Here is a 16458-nt window from a genome sequence, read left to right as displayed (position 1 = left end):
GTCTGCTTCCCTTTAGCAATGCGGTTGACCTTGGAGGGGGTGAAATCTATGATGGGTAGAGCGGCTGATGTCGCGGCCTAGGGTACGGGACCGCTGGATGACAGTTTGCAACGCCCTGTGAGGGGCATCGGCGGCGTAGCTCAGATGGTTAGAGCGACGGACTCATAACCCGTAGGTCGGCAGTTCGATTCTGCCCGCCGCCACCAAACACCAATGTGATGTGAAGAAAATAGGGTGGGTATCTTCAGGGGCGTGTGGCTTGGCTCTATGTCGCGCCTTCAGCGCTTGGACTGTTCCTTGCCGTTTTACCTGGGGCTCCTTCCCCACCGAGCAAAAGCGCTCGGCGGGGTTCCGTTCGGCTCAGGCTGGGATATGTCGCGCTTTCAGCGCTAAAGGCGTCCCTCAGCGGCTAAAGCCGTGTTGCTTTTGTAGGACTTACACGTACGGGCTGAAGCCCGTACCCTTCAAAACGGGTAGTGTGGGGAAGTTTGGGAGATGAGAGTATCATTTCAACAATCCCTGCCGGTGGTCACTAACAGGCCGGCGGTGGATTGCGTCTAACCTGTGACGCCAGAGCCTTTGCGGCTGATGGCGGTGCTGATTTTTCATACCCTGCGGAGTGAAGCCAAGAAGCTATGCCTAAGAGCCTGAAGATATCCCTACTTGCATTGTCGGTTGCGTTGATCATCGGAGTCTTTCTGGGCGTGAATGTGTATGGGGTCCGTGCGGCGGGCGATGATGCGCAGGCAGGGGCTTACAAGCAGATCAATGTGTATGGCGAAGTGCTGCAGCACATCCAGTCGGACTATGTGTCGGTGCCGAACATTCCGGATGTGACGACGGGCGCGCTGCGCGGCCTGCTGGAGTCGCTGGATGCGGACTCGAGCTACCTGACGCCGACGGACTACAAGGCCTATAAGGATGACAAGGGCGGCAAGGCGCAGGTTGGGTTGAACGTGTCCAAGCGCTACGGGTATGCAACGATCATCTCGGTGGTGCCGGGCAGCCCGGCGGAGAAGGCCGGACTGAATGATGGCGACATCATTGAGGCGATCAGCAAGCAGGACACGCGCGACCTGTCGCTGGCGATGATCAAGGTGCTGCTGGAAGGCGCGCCCGGGAGCGAGCTGGATATCTCGGTGATCCGGCCGCGCAAGGTCGATCCGGAGAAGGTTGTGTTGAACCGCGTGCTGGTGGAAGAGCCGCCGGTGAGCGAGACGTTCTATGAGGGCTCGTCGATCCTGTACTTGAAGCCGGTGGTGCTGGACAAGGCGCATGTGGACGAGGTGGAGCAGAAGTTGAAGGCTGCCGACAAAACTGGAACGAAGAAGGTGCTGCTCGACCTGCGCGATGTGGCCGCGGGCGATATGAATGAGGCGGTGCGGCTGGCGAACTTCTTCGTGTCGAACGGGACGATTGCGACGCTGGAGGGGCAGAAGTATCCGAAGCAGACGTTCACGGCAGAGGCTTCTAAGGCGGTTGACGCGACGGCGCCGCTGGTGGTGCTGGTGAACCGTGGGACGTCCGGGCCGGCGGAGTTGGTGGCTGGCGCGATCCAGGACGACAAGCGCGGTGACCTGGTGGGCGAGAAGACGTTTGGTGAGGGCTCGTTGCAGAAGACGTTTGACCTGCCGGACGGCTCGGCGGTGATCCTGTCGATTGCGAAGTATGCTTCGCCTTCGGGCAAGCAGTTTGAAGACGATGCCGTGACGCCGGGTACGATGGTGGCGTCGAACCTTGACGACCTGGGCGATGACGATACGTCGTTGCCCGCGGTGCCAGGGGCTGCCTCGGCACCGAAGACGCCGAAGAAGCTGGTTGCGCCCGATGACCAGCTGACGAAGGCGATCGACATGCTGAAGGCGAAGGCGGCTTAACGGCGCGTGTTCGCGGCTGCGGCGATTGAGGTCCATTCACATGAGCGCGTAGTAAGGTTGGACTAGCCGTGGCGACACGAGGTCCAATCGACGGAGCAGCGCGTAGAGACACGAAGCGTTCGTGGGCTGTGCTGTGGCGCGCGATGCAGCGGTTTCCGTTCAAGGACCTGGACTCGCGCAATCCACGACTGCGGCCGGTGGCGAAGCGTGCGGCGATTGGGGCCCTGCTGCTGGCTTCGGCTGCGCTGGGTGTGACGGTGGGGCTGGTGCTGGTGTTTTCGATCAACCTGCCGCAGATGGCAGAGCTTGAACGCTATCGTCCGGATACGACGACAGAACTCTACGACATCCATGGCAAGCCGTTTGGCTCGTTTGCGCTGGAGCGGCGCGTGGTGGTGGGCTACAACGACATACCGCCGGTGCTGCGCGAGGCGATCCTGTCGATTGAAGACAAGGACTTCGAGTCGAACGGCGGGGTGAACCTTATCCGCATGATCGGCGCGGCGTATGAGGACATTCATACGCACGGCAAGGTGCAGGGCGCGTCGACGATCACGATGCAGCTGGCGCGGAACCTGTTCCTTTCGGCAGAGAAGACGTACTCGCGGAAGATCCAGGAGATCGTGCTGACGCTGGAGATCGAGCGGCACTTTACTAAGGAGCAGATCTTTGCGCTGTATGCGAACCAGATCTACCTGGGGAGGGGAACGTATGGTTTCGAGGCGGGCAGCGAGTACTACTTCAGCAAACATGCGCGCGACCTGACGCTGCCGGAGGCGGCGCTGCTGGCGGCGTTGCCGAAGGGGCCGGAGTATTATTCGCCGGTGCGGTTTCCTGAGCGTGCGATGCGGCGGCGCAACCTGGTGCTGCAGGAGATGCTGAACGATCAAAAGATCACGCCAGAGCAGGCGATTGAGGCGAAGGCCGCGCCGCTGGGGCTGCATATCGAGGCGCCTTCGAATGAAGAGGCGCCGTACTTTGTGGAAGAGGTGCGGCGGCAACTGGAGCGCGAGTTTGGCAGCGACGAGGTACACGGCGCGGGCCTGAAGGTGTACACGACGCTGGACCTGAGCCTGCAGCATGCGGCGGAGAAGGCGGTGCTGGACGGGGTCGCAACGTATGAGCGGCGGCATGGGTGGAAGAAGCCGGCGGAGAATGTGCTCGCCGAAGGGATTCCGCTGGATGCGTATCGGCACCCGGACTGGAGCCAGCCGATCTTCGAGGGGTCGTACTACCATGCGCTGGTGACAGGGGTGTCGCCGACGAAGATGGTTGTGCGTTTGGGAACGCAGAGCGCGACGCTGACGCCGGCGGACTGGGTGTGGACACAGCACCCGAAGGCGACGGAGCTGGTGACGGCCGGCGATGTGGTGTATGTGCGCGTGGTGAACGCGCCGGCGGATGGGCCGCTGCATCTGGCGCTGGAAGAGGACACAGGCGCGCAGGCAGCGCTGATGGCGGTGGACAACTCGAACGGCGAAGTGATGGCAATGGTGGGCGGGCGAGACTTTGAGACAAGCCAGTTCAATCGCGCGACGCAGGCGCAGAGGCAGGTTGGCTCGTCGTTCAAGCCATACGATTACACGGCCGCGATGGAGGCGGGCATGAAGCCGTACGACACGGTGCTCGATACGCCGACGACGTTCTTCACGGCGGGTGGGCCGTACACGCCGCATGATTACGAGCGCGGGAACTTCTCTGGTGTGATGACGCTGGTGGATGCGTTTGCGGAGTCGCGCAACATACCGGCGCTGCGGCTGGCGGACAAAGTCGGCATCGCGAAGGTGATTGCGGTGGCGCACCGGTTTGGTGTGACGAGCAATATTCAGAACTTTCTGCCGGTGGCGATCGGCGCGGCGGACATCTCGCTGGAGGAGCAGGTGGGCGCGTACTCGGTGTTTCCGAACGATGGGATACGGATTGCGCCGCACTACATCCGGCGGGTGGAGCAGGCGGACGGGATGACTCTGCCGGAGCCGCCGCCGGAGGTGCGCGAGGTGATCTCGCTGGATATTGCGCGCAAGATGATGGTGCTGTTTGAGGCGGTGATCGCGCATGGGACAGGTGCGGCCGCTTCGCAGATGCACCATGCGCTGGGTGGCAAGACAGGCACGACAAACAACTACACGGATGCGTGGTTCGTAGGCTTCTCGCCGTCGGTGACGTGCGGGACGTGGGTGGGGTTCGACAACCGGCAGTCGCTGGGCGAAAAGGAGACGGGAGCGAAGGCTGCGCTGCCGATCTGGATGGAGTTTATGAAGGTCGCGGTTGCGGACCGTCCGAATGAATCGTTCTCGCAGCAGGGAGCGCCGAAGAAGACGCTGGCTGTGCCGATGACGCCTCCGCAGGAGCTGCGGCAGGAGACGCCGAAGCCGACGCCAGAGCCGGATGACGATGACAACGTGCCGAGTGATGGTGCATCGCCACCGCCTGCGCAAAAGCAGCCGCCGGCGGCTCCACAGAAGCCGCAGCCGCAACAGCCGATTTCGTTGCAGGTCGATGAGGCGCCTTCGTCGCAGAGCCTGGATAGCGTGACGAATTATCCGGCGGCGGGAAGCAAAGCAGCGAAACCGAAGACTGCGACAAAGGTGCCGGCGGCTCCGCAGCCGTAAGCCGGGTGTTTGCACTTTGGGACCAGGCCGTTGCGAAGGCCTATTTTTCAGCTTCAGGTTTTGCATCCCGATGCGAAGCGCCGCGCGTATTGGCTGGTAGAGCGGAGAGATGCGTTTTCCGCCGTGGCCGGACGGAGCGAGCGATGCGCGGAAGTTGGGTAACGAAGGCAGTGATGGCGGTGGCGTGTTGCGTGACGGTTGTGGGCGTTGCGCAGGATGGTGTGTCGAAGGTGCGCGACCCGTTGTTTCCGGGTGCAGAGAAGTTTGCTCGCAATGCACGGTCGGTGGTGCAGGTGGACGAAGGGCCGGTGACTTTGGAACGGGCCGAGGGGAGATACTCGGAACGACATCATGGCGCGTCGAACGTCTATGTTTTCAAGTACGACAGAGATGGCGCTTACGATCCGGCTGAGGTAAAGCCGTATGAGGACCGGATCGCAGCCGACGGCTGGAGCTGCGAGACGATTCCTTCAAAGCGCAGGCCGGGAGCTTATCGGTACAAGTGCCGGAAGCCGCTGGCAGATGGATATCACGATGCGGTGGACATCCTTGTGGAGGCGCGGCAACTGGTGTTCACGCACTCGATCAACAACCATGAGGAGTACGACTCCGGCGATTGGTAATCAGAGGCGGACGTGGAGTGCGTCGCAGAGGCGGAAGTAACGCTGGGCGCCCGCGACGTCGCGCATGATCTGGGCGCGGAGCAGTTCGGGTGAGTCGAAGCGACGCTCTTCGCGGAGGCGCAGGAGGAAGGCCATCTCGAGCGGTGTGTCTTCGAAGAGGTCGATTGGTTCGAAGTCGAGCAGGTGGGTCTCGACGGCGAAGGAGTCCGCGCCGAAGGTGGGTCGGTTGCCGATGTTGGTGACGCCGTGGAAGAGGCGCGCGTTGTCGCCGGTGCCGACTCGCAAGGTTGTGATGTAGACGCCGTGCGCGGGGAGCAGGTCGGCGTAGGGTGCGAGGTTGATGGTGGGCACGGCGTAGCGCGTGCCGTAGCCACGGCCTGAGGCCGGTGTGCTGTGGATGCTGAACGGGCGGCCGAGCAGAGCGCGGGCTTCGGGCATGTTGCCGTCTGCGATGAGCTTGCGGATGCGGCTGGAGGAGATGGCGGAGCCGCGCAGGGCGCGGGGTTCGTAGGCGCGGACAGCGAAGCCGAGCTCGGCGCCGAGCGTGGTGAGGCTGTCGATGCCGGCCTCGGCGTCGTAGCCGAAGCGGAAGGTCTCGCCTTCGTGGACTTCGGCGGCATGGAGCGTGTCGTGCAGTACGGTGGTGGCGAAGTGGCGCGCCGTCCAGTGGCGGAGCTCGTTGGTGAAGCCCAGGACGAGCGTGAGGTCGAGGCCGGTGGCGGCGAGCAGGTCGAGCTTGGCGGCGAGCGGCGTGATGAGCGGCAGGCGCGAGTCTGTCCGCAGGACGTGTGCGGGATGGGGGTCGAAGGTGACGGCGACGGAGGCTGCACCGAGTTGGTGTGCGCGCTCGCGGACGGCGGCGATGACCATGCGGTGGCCGCAGTGGACGCCGTCGAAGTTGCCGATGGTGACGACGGAGGGCTGAGTGAAGCTGGCGAGTTCGGTGAGGCTGCGTGCGATCTTCATAGTGCGTGCCTGAAGGGTTTTTCCCTCCGGGGCTAAAGCCCCTGTTCTCTCCGTGGTTCTCATGGCGGGACTGAAGTCCCGCCCCTTCAAAGCTAGAGCTACTTGTTGCTGGTGCTGTGCGTGTTACTTGGGTTCTGGTGTTGCTTGTCGTTGCGCAGTGTTTGTTTCTCGTGCTGGGGTAGTGTTGCACCTCGCCCATGCTGTTCAGGTGATGTCGAAGTCTAGTTTGAGGCCGTCGTGGGCGAGTTGGATGTGTGCGGGCAGCTCGGCGTTGACGGTGTTGTGGTCGAGGTCGTGTGAGATGTGGGTGAAGTACGCTCGCTGCGGCGCGATTTTTTCGACGGTGGCGAGCGCGGTGGCGAGGTTCATGTGGGTGGGGTGCGGTTCGCGGCGGAGGGCGTCGAGGATGAGGATGTCGAGGCCTTCGAGCAGGGCAGGCTCTCGGCGGGGACCTCGCTCGCGTCGGTGAGGTAGGCCATTGTGCCGACACGGTAGCCGGCGATGGTCTGCTTGCCGTGCTGGACGGGGATGCGGATGAAGTTGGCGCCGAAGAGCGGGATGAGGGTGCCGGGTTCTGTGGCGATGCGGTTCATGGTGACGCGCGCGCTGGTGGGGTAGCGGTTTTCTTTGCAGAAGGTGTACTCGAAGATGCGCTCGATGACGGCGGCGGTGGCGTCGTCGGCGTAGAGCGGGAGGCCGCTGGGGCTCTTGAAGCTGAGCGGGCGGAGGTCGTCCATGCCGAGGATGTGGTCGGCATGGCCGTGGGTGTAGAGGACGGCGTCGACCGAGTCGATGTTTTCGCGGACGGCCTGGGCGTGGAAGTCCTGGCCGGTGTCGATGAGGACGTTCCTGTTGTTGTACGAGAGCATCACCGAGGGGCGGGTGCGGCGGTTGGGGGAGCCGGGGAGGTGGGCATCTGCGCAGACCGCGCACGGGCACCCGAGCGTGGGGACGCCCATGGAGGTGCCGGTGCCGAGGAAGGTGAGGGTGGCCATAAGGCAGGGAATAGGGAGTAGGGAATAGGGAGTAGGGAATAGGGAGTAGAAAGGCTAAGCTTTCACGCAGAGTATGCGATGAAAGGTGTAGGGGACTCGATGTAAAACGGCATGAGTTAGCGGACGATGCTGGGGCCGCCGGAGCCGGGGACTGGGGGCATGCCGGGTACGCCGCCGGGGCCTTGCTTGGACTGGGCCTGACGGGCGAGGGCCTGGGTCATCTCGAGGAAGCCCATGCGGAGCTCGAAGAGGGCGTTGTCCATGAGGTTGGTCTCGTCCGGGGTGCAGTTGCCTTTGGTCTTTTCGGCGAGGATGGAGAGCATGTCGATGGTCTGGCGAGCGCCGAGGATGTCGACCTGGGGCTTCTGGTCGGGCGGCGCCATGATGCCGAGCTGGAGCATGGCCTGCATGTAGAGCGACTGGATGACGCGCTCGAAGGTCATGTCGGGAATGCGTTCCATGCCGGGGTTGGTGGCGCGGATGGCGGTGTCGAGGCGATCGACGGTCGCGTCGTAGGCGCGGCTGACCTCGGCGGTCTGCTCGGCGGTGAGCGGGGGAGGCGCGGGTTGGTCGGACTCGACGGATTCGTCGGAGACGGCGACTGGGCCTTTGGGCTCGGGTGCCGGTGTGACGAGGTGGGCGGAGGAGCCGAACTTCTCGTCGGAGGTGGGCTCGAGGCTGGCCTCGGGGCGCGCGGGCTTGGGCTCGGAGGGAGGGGCGTCGGGGCGGACATCGCCCTCGGCGGTGAACTTGCGGCGGTCGTTGACGACGAATTGCTTGATCTCTGCCATGGTGATTGCTTCCTGTTTCGGGCGCTCAGTTTTGAGTCGCGAGTTTTGAGTTTCGAGTGAGGGCCGTGCCGCCGGGGTAGGTGAGCGGCTGGTTCAGAGCTTCGAGTCTAGCGTAGCCGAGGGCGAGTGTCGTGTCGCCATCGGAAAGAGGGATGACAGCGGCGGAGGTGAGCTCGCCGACGGTTTTGCCGTTGAGCTCCAGCGGGGCTGGAAGCGTGGGGACGGGGCCCGAGAGCGTGAACTGTGCGAAGGTGCGGTGGACGGCGCCGCGGGAGTGGATGCGCTCGACGATCTCCTGCCCGAGGTAGCAGCCCTTGTTGAAGTGCAGGGCGTGGGTTTGGGCTGTCTCCTGCGGGAGGTCTTTGGCGGTTTCGGTGTTGCGGATGTCGGTGCCGTAGCGCGGGGTCGCGGAGAGGATGCGGTAGGCTTCGAGGGCGGCTGCGGAGATGGGGAGTGCGGAGGTGCCGCTGAGTTCGGTGAGGATGCTGGCGATGGTGGACGGATCAGACCAGATCTCGAAACACGGGACGAGTGGGCTGTTCGTGAGGATCAGCGAGACGGAAGCACCGGCGTAGACGGTTTGTTTGAGGCTGATGGTTTGCGGTGCGGGTTGTGGGTTGGACGAGCAGGGCGCGGCCTGATGGTTGGCGGTGCCGAGTTCCATGACGATGGACGGGGCTTGCGGGCCTGCGACAAGGATGCCGGAGAGGTCCTCGAGTGGCTTGAGCTCGACGTCGTCCATGATGATGAAGTGGTCGAGCAGTTGGGTTAGAGCTGTGAGCTGTGAGCTGTCAGCTTCGAGCAGGAACGTTGGATCGCCTTCACCGGGTTCGCGGTAGATGGTGCAGTCGCCCTGGATGCGTCCCTGGGCGTTGAGGAGGAAGTTGTAGTTGCCTTCGCCGGGGGCGAGGTCCTTGATGTTGTTGGTGACCATGCCGTTGAGCCAGCGGGTGGCGTCGGGGCCGGTGATGCGGAGGAAAGAGCGGTCGGTTATTTCGGCGAAGGCTGCACCGTGGAGGATAGCGTCGAGTTGGGTCTTGAGGTCGGTCATCAGTGGCTTTCAGGTGGGGCGCCCTCCCCCGGTTTGGGGGCTAAGATCCGCAGCGGATTGAGGTTAGCGGTGGAACCCCTAATAAGAGCAGATGCGAGAGATGAGATGCGAGATGCTAGTTCGGCGGCCGGTTCTCCCTACTACTTCTTATTGTAGCGAGTTGGGCGGGGAAAACGTTCTGGGGGATGTGGTTGGGACGGCGTGGGTTAGGTGGGGGAGGGGGTTGACAGGCTGCAAGGCAAACCCCGGGGCTAAAGCCCCTCCCATCCATGGAGGAGCTATGAAACCCGAGGCTGAAGCCTCGGGGTACCTGATTCGGGGTGCCTGACTCGGGGTACCTAATTTGTGGCGCAACTCAGGAGCGCGGCGAAACGCGAGGTAACTTTGGGTGAGTACACTGAGTCTGATAGTTGTTTTGGTGCGTAAGTAGATTGCGGAGGTTGCGTGAACGGACGAACGTTGTGGGTGGGCGTGGTGCTGGTGGGAATGGCCGGGATGCAGGGGTTGGCGCAGTCGTCGCCGCAGGGGAAACAAGCGCAGCCGGATGCGGGCGGCAAGACCACTCCGCCGGTGCTGGAGAGCGGGCAGACGACGATCACCGAGAACAGCGGCAGCACGAAGGCTCCCGTGGACACGCTGCTGACGGCCGAGCAGGAGAAGCAACTGATCTCCAGCGAGGACAAGATCCTGCACTTTGTGAGCAGCGATACGCAGCTGCCGATTCTGGCTCCGGTGAAGGTGCGGTTCGTTTCGCGCGACAGCGTGAACAAGGACCTGCGGAAGAAGTTCGACGAAGACAAGGGCGCCAAGCGCATGGAGCGCAGCGAACTGGTGCTGAAGAAGTTCGGGCTGCTGGACCAATCGTTCCAGCTGAAGCCGTTTTTGCTGAGCCTGCTAACGGAGCAGATCGCGGGTTTTTATGACAACAAGACGAAGATGATGAACCTGCTGAACTGGGTGCCGATCGACGAGCAGGCCCCGGTGATGGCGCATGAGTTGACACATGCGCTGCAGGACCAGAAGGTCGGGCTGACGAAGTGGGACGACAACGAGATTGAAGGCACGGCGAAGAACGCCGGCGAGGACCAGAAGCACATCGCGGTGGATGAGACGGACACGGCCCGCGAGGCAGTGCTGGAGGGCCAGGCGATGGTGAGCTTTGCGGACTATGCGCTGGAGACGAACGGGCATTCTGGCAAGACGCTGAAGGACTTTCCGCAGATGGCGGACCTGCTGGCGCAGGGGGCGGGCGATTCGTCCGATAGCCCGGTGCTGGCGCGGGCGCCGCTGGTGTTGCAGCAGTCGCTGCTGTTTCCTTATACCGACGGGCTGCGGTTTGAGCAGGTGGTGCTGACCAAGGACGGCGTGGGCAAGGCGTTTGCGGGCGTGCTGGAGAACCCGCCGAACTCGAGCTACGAGATCATGACTCCGGAGGCGTACCGGCGCCATGTGGCGGTGCCGCTGATGCGGCTGCCGGACATTCATCCGATGCTGAAGGAGGCGGGCTACGAGCCGTACGACGTGGGCGTGATGGGTGAGCTGGATGTGCGGATGACGGCGGAGCTGTTTGGCGGGCGTCCGCTGGCGGAGGCGCTGGCGCCGGAGTGGGACGGCGGCGTGTACTACGCGGCGCAGCGGCGGAGCGCAACGTCGGCGGAGAAGAACACGACGAAGTCGCTTGCGATTCTGTACAGCTCACGTTGGAAGAACCCGGATTCGGCGCACAGCTTCTTCGATGTGTTCGAGGAGGAGTTGCCAAGGCAGTATGACGGGTTGAAGCGTCGCGAGAAGGACGAGGTGGACGAGAACGAGCGTGTGTACTCGACCAACGAGGGCGACGTGCTGCTGACGCTGAAGGACAATACGGTGTGGGTGAGCGAAGGCTTTGAGCTGCCGCTGGCGCGCAAGCTGCGCGATGCTACGGATGCGGCGAATGTCCCGCTGGGCAGCGGGCCGGTCTTAACTGCGAAGGGCCGTGTGCCGGATCATGATCTTGCTGGAGGGCTGGTCAAGACGATGCAGTCGTTCGGGATGATGAAGGCTTCGCTGGGGATGGCGGACGGGCGGTAAGACGGGTGGAGGCTGAAGCCTCCGCCGTTTCTTTTTAGATTGAGGTCTATGAGACCCGACCCTGAAGGGTCGGGCTACCTGATTTGTGGTGGGGCCACTGCGTTACTGGTTTTGGGTGAGGCTCATGATGTTGAGCTGGGTGAGGCCGTGGAGCCAGCGGGCGGGTTTGACGTCAGTGGTGTTGACGAGTTCGATGGCTCCGCCTTCGGTGTTGGGGAGGCCGTCGTTCTTGGTGATGGCGACGATGACTTGGCCGTGGCTGAAGGTGGGTTCGACCTCGGCTGCGGAGTAGATGACGTAGTAGTGGTCGGTGCCGGTGGCGACGACGGTGCTGTGGAGGATGAGCGGCTGGGTTTCTTTGCTGGCGACGAGGCCGGCCTTGGCGAGGACGTCGGAGAGCAGGGGGCCGGTGTAGGTCTCGTCGGCGTTGCGGTGCTCGTTGTGGACGTGCACAGTGATCTGCGGGAGGGCCATGAGGGCTTCGATCTTGAGGACGGTGGTGCGGCCCTGGAAGTTGATGGTGACGGAGTGCGAGGGCGGGACGGGGGCCTTCATCGGCATGGCGCTCTGCGCAGGGGCCTTGGTTTCGGGCGGCATGGCGTCGGTGCTTTGGGCTAGGACGGTGGCGGGCGCGAGGGTGAGCAGGGCGGAGAGGACGAGGGAGGTCTTCATGCGGATAAGGGTAACGCGAGTGCGGGCATCCTGCGAATAGATGTCTCAGAAGCGAGACATAGGGACGCTTGGCTTGTGGACCTGCAGGAAGCGTGAGAGCATTGGGCGGACGACCCATGCTAGATCGAGTGACCCTTCTATTGCTCCGCACGCGAGAGTATCTCTCACAGCTATCTCTTCCGGGAAGGATAGCGGTGAGTTTGGTCATTGCTGCATTGCTGGGCGCTGCCGTTCATTTCGGATTTTTGCCAGCTAGACATCCCCGCTACTTCCGTTGATCGTTCAAACTGATCAACTACCAGATTTCGATGTGGTTATGAACGGTTGAGCCGGAGGTCGTATACTGGAGGTCTATGTCGATCCTCAAAAATGTCGCTGCCATCGCCAAGGGAATGAGCATCACGCTGCGGGAGGGGTTTCAGCCTACCGAGGTGGAGAACTATCCGGATGGCAAAGGGCCGATGCGCGGGGCGCAGTTTCAGCAGCGGTTTCGCGGCAAGCATGAGCTGCAGCGCGATGAGAACGGGCTGGAGAAGTGCGTGGCGTGCTTTCTGTGCGCGGCGGCGTGCCCGGCCAACTGCATCTATATCGAGGCTGCGGAGAACACTGAAGAGGTGCGGATCTCCAGCGCCGAACGCTATGCGAAGGTGTACAACATCGACTACAACCGGTGCATCTTCTGTGGCTATTGCGTGGAGGCCTGCCCGACCGATGCGATTACGCATGGACATGGATTTGAGCTAGCGAGCCTGAACGCGACGAGTATGGTGATGCGCAAGGAAGACATGCTGGTTCCGGTCTCGGCCCTGATGGCCAAGGCGGAGCCGCAGAGGCCCGACGCGCAGGCGTAGTACAGCAGCCTGAGACAAGCGCGGCGAGCCTAGAGGGCTCGCCGCTTTTTGATGGCGCGTGAGGAGTCCGCGCAGGAAGGTTGGACGTAATGATGAAGACCCGGCAGCATCCCCTGGAGAAGGTTCTTGAAAGACGCATCGCCATTATCGACGGGGCGATGGGGACGACGATCCGCACGTATGGGATGGCCGAGAAGGACATTCGCGGGGAGCGGTTTGCGAACTCGACCAAGGACCTGCTGAACAATGGCGATTTGTTTTCGCTGACGCAGCCGGCGATGATCTGCGATATTCACCGGCGGTTTCTGGAGGCCGGGGCGGACATCATCGAGACGAATACGTTTGGCGCGACGAGCATTACGCAGAGCGAATTCTTTGTGGATGATCCGCGGGAGCATGGCGGGCGGAAAGATCCGGAGTTCTATCAGAAGATCATCGACGACAAGATGTTGAGTGGGCTGGCCTGGGAGATCAATGAGACGAGCGCGCGGCAGTGTCGCGAGTGGGCTGACCGAGTGGCGAATGAGACGGGCAGGCAGCGGTTTGTTGCCGGAGCGATTGGGCCGCTGACGGTGTCACTTTCGAACTCGCCGGATGCGGACGATGCGGGGTTTCGTGTGGTGACGTTTGACCAGGTGCTGACCGCATATAAGGAACAAGTGCGTGGGTTGATCGCCGGGGGCAGCGATCTGCTGCTGGTGGAGACGATCTTCGATTCGTTGAATGCGAAGGCCGCGCTGGTGGCGATCCGCGAGGTGTTTGATGAGGACAAGGTTGAGTTGCCGGTGAGCATTTCGGCGGCGGTGGGGCGTGGTGGTGAGACGCTGATCTCGGCGCAGACGACGGAGGCGTTCTGGAATGCGGTGAAGCATGTGAAGCCGCTGAGTGTGGGGTTGAACTGCTCGCTGGGGCCGGATTTGATGTATCCGTTTTTGAGCGAGCTGAGTGAGAAGGCGGATGTGGCGGTGAGTGCGTATCCGAATGCGGGGTTGCCGAATCCGCTGTCGGAGACGGGGTTTGATCTGGGGCCGCCGGATATGGCGCGGTTCCTGGGCAAGTTTGCGGAGGATGGGCTGATTAATATTGCGGGCGGGTGCTGCGGGAATACTCCGGAGCACATTGCGGCGATTGCGAAGGCGCTGGAAGGCGTGGCTCCTCGGGAGATCAGGCGCGAGGTGGCGGCTTGAGCGTGAGGAAAGAAAACGCCACGGGCGCTAAGGACGCCAAGTTAACGCCAAGGGAAGAGATGAAGCCGTTGAGGTTGTCGGGGTCGCAGCCGTTTACGCAGCAGGTGGGCGTGTACATGATGATCGGTGAGCGGACGAATGTGGCTGGGTCGCCGAAGTTCGCGAAGCTGATTAAGGAGGGCAAGTACGAGGAGGCCGTGAGCGTGGCGCGGCAGCAGGTGGAGAATGGCGCCAATGTGATCGACATCTGCATGGATGAGGGGATGATCGACGGCGTGAGCGCGATGACTCGCTACCTGCAACTGCTGGGCAGTGAGCCGGAGGTGGCGAAGGCTCCGTTCATGGTGGACTCGTCGAAGTGGGAGGTGATTGAGGCGGGGTTGAAGTGCCTGCAGGGCAAGGGGATTGTGAACTCGATCTCGCTGAAGGAGGGCGAGGAGGTTTTTAAGCAGCGGGCGCGGGCGGTGCTGAAGTATGGCGCTGCTGTGGTGGTGATGGCGTTCGATGAGAACGGCCAGGCGGCGACGTATGAGGAGAAGATCCGGATATGCGAACGGGCGTACCGGATGCTGGTGGATGAGGTTGGGTTTCCGCCGGAGGACATTATCTTCGATCCGAACATCCTGACGGTGGCGACGGGGATGGAGGAGCACAACAACTACGCGGTGGATTTTATCGAGGCCACGCGGTGGATCAAACACCATCTGCCTCATGCGAAGGTGTCGGGCGGCGTGAGCAATATCTCGTTCAGCTTTCGCGGGAACAACAAGGTGCGCGAGGCGATGCACTCGGCGTTTTTGTATCACGCGATTGCGGCCGGCATGGATATGGGCATTGTGAATGCCGGCATGCTGGAGGTGTACGAGGAGATCGATCCGGAGCTGAAGGTGCTGGTGGAGGATGTGCTGCTGAACCGCAGGCCGGATGCGACTGAGCGGCTGGTGGACTTTGGCGAGGCGCTGAAGGCTGCTGGCAATGCCGGTTCCGGAGAGGTTGAGAAGAAGACTGAAGAGTGGCGTAACGGCAGTGTTGAAGCGCGGTTGAGTCATGCGCTGGTGAAGGGGATCGACGCATATATTGACCAGGACACGGAAGAGGCTCGGGCTAAGCTGGGGCGGCCGCTGCTGGTGATTGAAGGGCCGCTGATGGCGGGGATGAGCGTGGTGGGCGATCTGTTTGGTGCAGGCAAGATGTTTCTGCCGCAGGTGGTGAAGAGCGCTCGCGTGATGAAGAAGGCGGTTGCGTACCTGACGCCGTTTATGGAGGCCGAGAAGGCTGCCGCAGAGGCTGCGGGCGAAGAGGTGCGCGCGCAAGGGAAGATTGTGCTGGCGACGGTGAAGGGCGATGTGCATGACATCGGCAAGAACATTGTGGGGGTAGTGCTGGCGTGCAACAACTACGAGGTGATCGACATGGGCGTGATGGTGGCCGCCGAGAAGATCCTGGAACGTGCGAAGGAGGTGCGCGCGGACATTATTGGATTGAGCGGGCTGATTACGCCGTCGCTGGATGAGATGGTGCATGTGGCCAAGGAGATGGAGCGGCAGAACTTTAAGGTGCCGCTACTGATTGGTGGAGCGACGACGAGCCGTGCGCATACGGCGGTGAAGATTGCGCCGCATTATTCGCAGCCGGTGGTGCATGTGCTCGACGCCAGCAGGGCTGTGCCGGTGACGACGAGCCTGTTGAGTGAAGACGGCAAGGATGAGTTTGTTGCGCAGCATAAGGCGGAGTATGAGGCGGTGCGGAAGCAGCATTCGGCGCCGAAGCAGGAGACGCTGTCGATTGGGGCGGCGCGGGCGCGGCGGACGCCGATTGAGTTTGTGGCGGAGGACCTGGCGGTGCCGGAGGAGTTCGGCATCAAGGTGATGGAAGATTTTCCGCTGAAGACGCTGCGGGAGTTCATCGACTGGTCGCCGTTCTTCCATACATGGGGGCTGAAGGGGTTGTATCCGCGGATACTCGATGACGAGAAGCAGGGTGCGGAGGCACGCAAGCTGTTTGCCGATGGGCAGAAGCTGCTGGACCGGATCGTGAAGGAGAAGTTGATTACGGCGCGCGGCGTGTATGGGCTGTTTCGCGCGAACGCTGTCGGTGATGATGTGGAGCTATACACCGATGAGACGCGCGGGGAGCGGGTGGAGACGTTCCACTTTCTGCGGCAGCAGGTGGGGCGCGATGGCAGCAAGCCGTGCCGGTCGCTGGCGGACTTTATTGCGCCGCGGGAGACTCGGCTGCAGGACTCGATTGGTGCGTTTGCGGTGACGGCGGGGATCGGCGTACATGAGCTGTGCGAGAAATTTCGCAAGGAGAACGACGACTACAACGCGATCATGACGGAGGCGCTGGCGGACAGGCTGGCGGAGGCGTTTGCGGAGTGTCTGCACAAGCATGTTCGCAATGTGTGGGGCTATGGGCGTGCGGAGCAGTTGACGCCGCAGGAGCTGATTGCGGAAGGGTATCGGGGGATTCGACCGGCGCCGGGGTATCCCGCGTACCCTGACCATACCGAGAAGGGCACGATCTGGCGACTGCTGGATGTCGAGGCGAAGACGGGGATGAAGATCACCGAGAGCTATGCGATGTGGCCGGGGTCGAGTGTGAGTGGGATCTATTTTGCGCACCCGGAGGCGAGGTATTTTTCACTGGGGAAGATTGGCAAGGACCAGGTGGAGGAGTATGCGCAGCGTAAGGGGTGGACGGTCGAGGAGACGGAGCGGTGGCTGGGGCCGAATCTTAACTATTAGACAGTAGACAAGAGTG

Annotated in this window: 11 protein-coding genes, 1 tRNA gene and 1 pseudogene; 8 read left to right on the top strand and 5 right to left on the bottom strand. The window is 62.3% G+C overall.

Features of this window, described 5'->3' with window-relative positions; genetic code table 11:
- The first annotated feature begins 129 nt into the window (after positions 1-129).
- The 4 genes from GOB94_RS02485 to GOB94_RS02470 all read left to right on the top strand — a co-directional run bounded on the left by GOB94_RS02485 (position 130) and on the right by GOB94_RS02470 (position 5112).
- Positions 130-206, top strand: a tRNA-Met gene (locus GOB94_RS02485).
- Positions 207-635: 429 nt separating this feature from the next.
- Positions 636-1877 (top strand): S41 family peptidase, encoded by a 1242-nt coding sequence (locus tag GOB94_RS02480; protein ID WP_182277356.1) that lies wholly within the window; start codon positions 636-638, stop codon positions 1875-1877.
- A 68-nt stretch (positions 1878-1945) separates the two neighbouring features.
- Positions 1946-4489 carry a PBP1A family penicillin-binding protein gene (locus tag GOB94_RS02475; RefSeq protein ID WP_346265640.1) on the top strand — a complete coding sequence of 848 codons (2544 nt, stop codon included), beginning with the start codon at positions 1946-1948 and terminating at the stop codon, positions 4487-4489.
- Between the two features lie 143 nt (positions 4490-4632).
- Positions 4633-5112, top strand: coding sequence for a hypothetical protein (locus GOB94_RS02470; protein ID WP_182277355.1), 480 nt, complete (start codon positions 4633-4635; stop codon positions 5110-5112).
- Here GOB94_RS02470 and GOB94_RS02465 read toward each other — a convergent pair whose 3' ends face one another.
- The 4 genes and pseudogenes from GOB94_RS02465 to GOB94_RS02450 all read right to left on the bottom strand — a co-directional run bounded on the left by GOB94_RS02465 (position 5113) and on the right by GOB94_RS02450 (position 8915).
- A complete protein-coding gene (locus tag GOB94_RS02465) occupies positions 5113-6078 on the bottom strand; it encodes a bifunctional riboflavin kinase/FMN adenylyltransferase (RefSeq protein ID WP_182277354.1) in 966 nt (321 codons plus the stop codon).
- A 204-nt stretch (positions 6079-6282) separates the two neighbouring features.
- Positions 6283-6947, bottom strand: a pseudogene (locus tag GOB94_RS02460) (MBL fold metallo-hydrolase).
- 242 nt (positions 6948-7189) lie between these two features.
- Positions 7190-7864 carry a DUF1844 domain-containing protein gene (locus GOB94_RS02455; protein WP_182277353.1) on the bottom strand — a complete coding sequence of 225 codons (675 nt, stop codon included), beginning with the start codon at positions 7862-7864 and terminating at the stop codon, positions 7190-7192.
- Positions 7865-7889: 25 nt separating this feature from the next.
- On the bottom strand, positions 7890-8915 hold the full coding sequence (locus GOB94_RS02450; protein WP_182277352.1) for a folate-binding protein YgfZ: 1026 nt from the start codon (positions 8913-8915) through the stop codon (positions 7890-7892).
- 444 nt (positions 8916-9359) lie between these two features.
- Between GOB94_RS02450 and GOB94_RS02445 the strand changes: the two genes are divergently transcribed.
- A complete protein-coding gene (locus GOB94_RS02445) occupies positions 9360-10985 on the top strand; it encodes a hypothetical protein (RefSeq protein ID WP_182277351.1) in 1626 nt (541 codons plus the stop codon).
- Positions 10986-11087: 102 nt separating this feature from the next.
- On the opposite strand, the gene GOB94_RS02440 is transcribed toward GOB94_RS02445, so the two are convergent.
- A complete protein-coding gene (locus GOB94_RS02440; RefSeq protein ID WP_182277350.1) occupies positions 11088-11657 on the bottom strand; it encodes a hypothetical protein in 570 nt (189 codons plus the stop codon).
- Positions 11658-12010: 353 nt separating this feature from the next.
- Between GOB94_RS02440 and nuoI the strand changes: the two genes are divergently transcribed.
- From nuoI to metH, 3 genes are all read left to right on the top strand, one after another.
- Entirely contained in the window at positions 12011-12508 is a 498-nt protein-coding gene (gene nuoI, locus GOB94_RS02435; RefSeq protein WP_182277349.1) for an NADH-quinone oxidoreductase subunit NuoI, read from the top strand.
- Between the two features lie 89 nt (positions 12509-12597).
- Entirely contained in the window at positions 12598-13695 is a 1098-nt protein-coding gene (locus tag GOB94_RS02430; protein ID WP_182277348.1) for a homocysteine S-methyltransferase family protein, read from the top strand.
- A gap of 59 nt (positions 13696-13754) precedes the next feature.
- A complete protein-coding gene (gene metH / locus GOB94_RS02425) occupies positions 13755-16442 on the top strand; it encodes a methionine synthase (RefSeq protein WP_182277347.1) in 2688 nt (895 codons plus the stop codon).
- Positions 16443-16458 lie beyond the last annotated feature (16 nt).

It is taken from the genome of Granulicella sp. 5B5, assembly GCF_014083945.1.
Lineage (GTDB): Bacteria > Acidobacteriota > Terriglobia > Terriglobales > Acidobacteriaceae > Granulicella.
Note: the sequence above shows the minus strand (reverse complement) of the source record. Positions and strands in the feature narration are given on the sequence as shown.